Source organism: Peptoclostridium litorale DSM 5388, assembly GCF_900141635.1.
GTDB lineage: Bacteria > Bacillota > Clostridia > Peptostreptococcales > Peptostreptococcaceae > Peptoclostridium > Peptoclostridium litorale.
On sequence record NZ_FSRH01000026.1, the window covers coordinates 1 to 5,605 of the forward strand.

Sequence of the window (5,605 nt, forward strand, 5' to 3'; positions counted from 1 at the left end):
TCCAAAAGCGCCGTAATAGAGTGCGTGACAGAAAAGGAAATGAACGTCGAGCCCATGGTAAGGCCGGGCGGCGGAATATGGGATATGATATACGTTTAAAGAGCATGTATAGATAATTGAAAATATAAAATTTTTTTTATTTTCAAAAAACTATAGACAAGGGCATGATATCCTGATAGAATACAAAACTATAACATAACAAAACACAGTTGATAAATGCAGTGAAGGAGAGCGTATCTTACAAGCAGCTTAAAGAGAGTCGGCGTTTGGTGGGAGTCGATAGTGCGGAGAAGATATTACTAGCTCTGGAGCACCGTCCTTGAAAACAGTAGAGGATGGCGGATGAACCCCGTTAAAGGTTAAGGCAAAGCCGAAAGAGGAGTCTTCTACAAAATGGGAGGAGACAATTAGGGTGGTACCGCGAATATTATTCGCCCCTGAACTGTATAGTTCAGGGGCGTTTTTAATTTAAGTCATTCAAATGAGTGGAGTAAATTAAGAACGAGCGTATCAGGAAAGGCAAGCCAAAGAGAGGTCTTCTGCGAAATGTCAGGAGGCAATTAGGGTGGTACCGCGAAATATTCGTCCCTGAACAAGAGTTCAGAGGCGTTTTTTTATTACCCAAATGACATTACAATAAGAATGAAAATGGCAGGTGTGTGTTTAGTCACCCAGAACGGATTACTTCACACCGAAATGATGTATATAATATTCAAAATACAGTATTCAAAATGGAGGGATTTACATGGCAAAGAGAATAAAGATATTCGACACTACTCTTAGAGATGGAGAACAATCACCGGGATGCAGCATGAACCTTAGTGAAAAGATAAAGATGGCAAAGCAGCTTGAAAGACTTAAAGTGGACGTCATAGAGGCCGGATTTGCAGCAGCTTCAAAGGGAGACTTTGAATCCGTAAGTCAAATAGCGAAAAATATAAGCGAATGCAGGGTTGCCAGTCTTGCAAGGGCTCTTAAGAAGGACATAGATTTTGCATGGGATGCAGTAAAAGGGGCAAAGCACCCTAGAATACACACATTCATAGCGACATCCCCAGTACACATGAAATATAAGCTTAGGATGAGCGAGGAGCAGGTTCTAGAAAGAGCCGTTGAAATGGTAAAATACGCAAAGAGATACTGCGAGGACATAGAGTTTTCAGCGGAAGATGCAACGAGAAGCGATGTCAAATTTCTTTCGAGACTTTTCGAAGAGGTTATAAAGGCGGGGGCCACAGTACTGAACATTCCAGATACAGTGGGATATACAACACCTGATGAATACTACAGACTTATAAGTTCAATAAGAGAAAATGTAAATGGAATAGACAGGGTGGACATATCGGTTCACTGCCATGACGATCTTGGAATGGCTGTTGCAAATACTCTTGCAGCTGCAAGGGCGGGAGCGACACAGCTTGAATGCACTGTTAACGGAATAGGGGAAAGAGCTGGAAATGCAGCACTTGAGGAAATAGTAATGGCGCTTCAAACTAGAAAAGACATATTTGAAATGGAATGCAAAGTGGATACCACTCAGATAATGAAGTCAAGCAGCCTACTAAGCGCTATAACGGGAGTGAAGGTTCAGCCTAACAAGGCAATTGTAGGAGCAAATGCATTTGCACACGAATCGGGAATACACCAGCATGGAATGCTTCAGGAAAAGAGCACTTACGAGATAATGACACCTGAATCTGTAGGGCTTAAGGAGAACATGATGGTTCTTGGAAAACACTCTGGAAGACATGCATTTGAAAACAGGCTTAAAGAAATGGGTTACGAGCTTTCAGCAGAAGAGCTTCAAACAGCATTTGAAAAGTTCAAAGCTCTTGCAGACAAGAAAAAAACGGTGTACGACAAGGACATAGAGGCACTTATAGTGGACAACGCCTATGAGATTCCAAATGAGTACACGCTTGAAAGATTCATTATAAACAGCGGAAATGCAATAACGGCAACTGCATCCATAGCACTTAGACATGAAAGTGAAATAATGGAAGACGTGGCAGTTGGAGACGGTCCGGTAGATGCGGCGTTCAACGCCATAGAAAAGATAGCAGGAAAGAGCATAAAGCTTGAGGACTATACTATAAACTCAGTGACACAGGGAAAAGACGCACAGGGCGAGGTTATAGTTAAGGTTGAATGTGATGGCAGACATTACAAGGGCAAGGGACTTAGCACAGACATAATAGAGGCCAGCATACTGGCATATGTAAATTGTATAAACCAGATAACATATTACGATGACAAGTTCGAAGAAAAGATATCGTAACAGGCTGACAAGAATATATAAATGGAATATAAAATAAACAAAAAGCAGCGGCACAAAAATAGAACGATAATTCAAAATCTTCAAAAAACGGAGGTACTAAAATGGGAATGACTATGACTCAAAAGATACTTGCAAAACATGCAGGGGTAGACAGCGTAAGCCCGGGACAGTTCATACAGGCGGATACGGACATGGTGCTTGGAAACGACATAACAGCACCGGTTGCTATAAAGGAGTTTAAAAAGATGGGGGCCGAAGAAGTATTTGACAAGTCCAAAATTTCAATAGTTCCAGACCACTTCACTCCAAACAAGGACATAAAGACTGCAGAGCAGTGCAGGATGATAAGGGAGTTTGTAGGCGAGACTGAGATAGAAAACTATTTTGAAATAGGAGAGGTTGGAATAGAGCATGCACTTCTTCCAGAAAAGGGGCTTGTAGTTGCGGGAGACGTTGTAATAGGAGCCGATTCGCACACATGCACATACGGAGCGCTTGGAGCATTTTCGACAGGGGTTGGAAGTACAGACATGGCGGCTGCAATGGCCACTGGAAAGGCTTGGTTCAAGGTTCCTTCAGCTATAAAGTTTAACATCACCGGAAAAATGCAAAAGTGGACAAGCGGAAAAGACGTAATACTTCACATAATAGGAATGATAGGCGTTGACGGAGCTCTTTACAAGTCGATGGAGTTTTGCGGAGAGGGCATAAAGAACCTTTCTATGGATGACAGGTTTACAATAGCAAACATGGCTATAGAGGCAGGAGCTAAAAATGGCATTTTCCCGGTGGATGAGCAGACAATAGACTACATGAAGGAACACTCGAAAAGAGAATGGGTAGAAATGTCGGCAGACGATGACGCGCAGTATGAGAAGGTGTATGACATAGACCTTTCAAGTATAAAGCCTACAGTGGCATTCCCTCACCTTCCTGAAAATACAAGGACAATAGACAATGTGGGAGACGTTAAAATAGACCAGGTTGTAATAGGTTCTTGCACAAACGGAAGAATAAGCGACCTTAGAGAAGCCGCAAAAGTGCTTAATGGAAGACATGTTGCAAAGGGCATGAGAACCATAATATTCCCGGCAACTCAAAAAATATACCTTCAGGCAATAAAGGAAGGGCTAATGGAGATATTCATAAATGCAGGAGCCATAATAAGCCCGCCGACATGCGGACCTTGCCTTGGAGGGCATATGGGAGTACTTGCAGATGGAGAGAGGGCGGTGGCTACGACAAACAGAAACTTCGTTGGAAGAATGGGCCATGTTGGCTCGGAAGTTTACCTTGCAAGCCCTGCGGTTGCAGCAGCTTCGGCAGTGGCAGGAAAGATCGCGGGACCCGAGGACATAGGAGTTTAAATAGAGAGCGGCACAGTCAAAGGGATGAGTGTTTACAAAGAGGAGGAAAAAGGGATGAAAAATGAAAATAGAGAGTTCAAAAGCATAGATGTAACAGGCGGATCACACACAGGAACTAAAAAGACAGAGGCTAAAGGCAAAATAAGGGACACTTTCTACAAGGACCAGATGCACATGCCTAACACGGGAATGAACTATTTTGGATGCAGGGGCAGGGGGGATTACTAATGAGCATTGAGTCGAGAGTTTTTAAATACGGGGATAATGTGGATACTGACGTGATAATTCCGGCAAGGCATCTTAACACATCTGATCCTGCAGAGCTTGCAAAGTACTGCATGGAGGACATAGACAAGAGCTTTGCAGGCAGGGTTCAAAAGGGCGACGTAATTGTAGCGGGGGAGAACTTCGGATGCGGCTCTTCAAGAGAGCACGCCCCTATAGCCATAAAGGCGAGCGGAATATCGTGTGTAATAGCATCGTCTTTTGCAAGGATATTCTACAGGAACTCTTTCAACATAGGACTTCCCATATTTGAATGCGAAGAGGCGTCAAAGAGAATAGACGACGGCGACAAAATAAGCGTTGATTTTGAAACCGGAATAATAAAAAACATCACAAAGGCCGAGGAGTACAGGGCACAGCCTCTTCCAGAGTTCATGAGATCGATAATAGATGCAGACGGACTTTTAAACTATATTAAAAAACAGGTGGGATAATATATGGAATTTAAAATAGCAGTTGCAAAAGGAGACGGAATAGGACCTGAAATAACTGACCAGGCCATAAAGGTTATGGAAAAGGTGGCTGAGAAATACGGCCATAGGTTTGAATTTAACAATGTAGAAGTAGGGGGAGAGGCGCTTGACAAGTTCGGTGATCCGCTTCCGCAGTCTACGCTCAGTACATGCAAAAAAAGCGATGCTGTCCTTTTGGGGGCTGTGGGAGGACCAAAATGGGACGCATTTGAAAGTGACAAGAGACCTGAAAAAGGGCTGCTAAGACTTAGAAAAGGACTTGGACTTTTTGCAAACATAAGGCCGGCGGTGCTTTACAAGCAGCTGCAGGATGCCTGCCCTCTAAGAAGTGACATAATGAATGAGGGAATAGACATATGCGTGGTAAGAGAGCTTATGGGCGGAATATATTTTGGAGAGCGCGGAAAGTCGGAAGGTGAAAACGGCAAAGAGGCATTCGACATAGAGACCTATTCAGAGATGGAAGTCAAGCGTATAGCAAAAGCTGCTTTTGAAACGGCAATGGGAAGAGAGAAGAAGGTAACAAGCGTAGACAAGGCAAACGTGCTTGAAAGCTCAAGGCTTTGGAGAAGCGTAGTTGAGGAAGTCGCTAAGGACTACCCGAAAGTGGAGCTTGAGCACATGTATGTTGACAATGCGGCAATGCAGCTTGTGAGAAGGCCGAGCCAGTTCGACGTAATACTTACAACAAACATGTTTGGGGACATACTTTCAGACGAGGCGAGCATGATTACAGGATCAATAGGGATGCTGCCGTCGGCAAGTCTTGGAGAAGCTGGGGTTCACATGTACGAGCCTATACACGGATCGGCTCCTGACATAGCGGGGCAGGACATGGCAAACCCAATAGGAACAATACTTTCATGTGCAATGATGCTTAGACATTCATTCAATATGGAAGGCGAGGCAAGGACAATTGAAGTGGCTGTCGAAAAGACTCTTGAAGAAGGTTTCAGAACAGGAGACATAATGAGCAGCGGCATGAAGCAGATTGGAACATGCCAAATGGGAGATGAAATAGCAGGTAGAATATAGGCACGTTGGAGTTTGGATTTATCAGACTATGGATTACAGTCATATGAGGTGTGAATATTAAAAAACTATATGAAATATGAAAAGGGGTGTAGAGCATGGCCAGGAGTTTTGAGATAAGGGCAGAAAACGGAGTGGAATCGCTACTGAGGATTGTTGGAATACTCAAG

At 43.6% G+C, this 5,605-nt stretch carries 5 protein-coding genes and 1 other annotated feature; all 5 genes read left to right on the top strand.

All coding sequences use genetic code 11. The features are described 5' to 3' along the window. Positions 1-212 precede the first annotated feature (212 nt). Positions 213-442 (top strand) — a binding site (T-box leader). Between the two features lie 303 nt (positions 443-745). Next, positions 746-2,278, top strand: a complete 1,533-nt coding sequence (locus BUQ87_RS14645; protein WP_038266901.1) for a 2-isopropylmalate synthase — start codon at positions 746-748, stop codon at positions 2,276-2,278. Between the two features lie 101 nt (positions 2,279-2,379). Next, a complete protein-coding gene (leuC, locus tag BUQ87_RS14650) occupies positions 2,380-3,645 on the top strand; it encodes a 3-isopropylmalate dehydratase large subunit (protein ID WP_038266899.1) in 1,266 nt (421 codons plus the stop codon). A gap of 54 nt (positions 3,646-3,699) precedes the next feature. Next, positions 3,700-3,873, top strand: coding sequence for a hypothetical protein (locus BUQ87_RS15360; protein ID WP_159434358.1), 174 nt, complete (start codon positions 3,700-3,702; stop codon positions 3,871-3,873). Next, entirely contained in the window at positions 3,873-4,364 is a 492-nt protein-coding gene (gene leuD / locus BUQ87_RS14655) for a 3-isopropylmalate dehydratase small subunit (RefSeq protein WP_038266896.1), read from the top strand. Before BUQ87_RS15360 ends, leuD begins: the two co-directional genes overlap by 1 nt. Before the next feature lie 3 nt (positions 4,365-4,367). Then, a complete protein-coding gene (gene leuB / locus BUQ87_RS14660; RefSeq protein ID WP_038266893.1) occupies positions 4,368-5,438 on the top strand; it encodes a 3-isopropylmalate dehydrogenase in 1,071 nt (356 codons plus the stop codon). Positions 5,439-5,605: the final 167 nt, after the last annotated feature.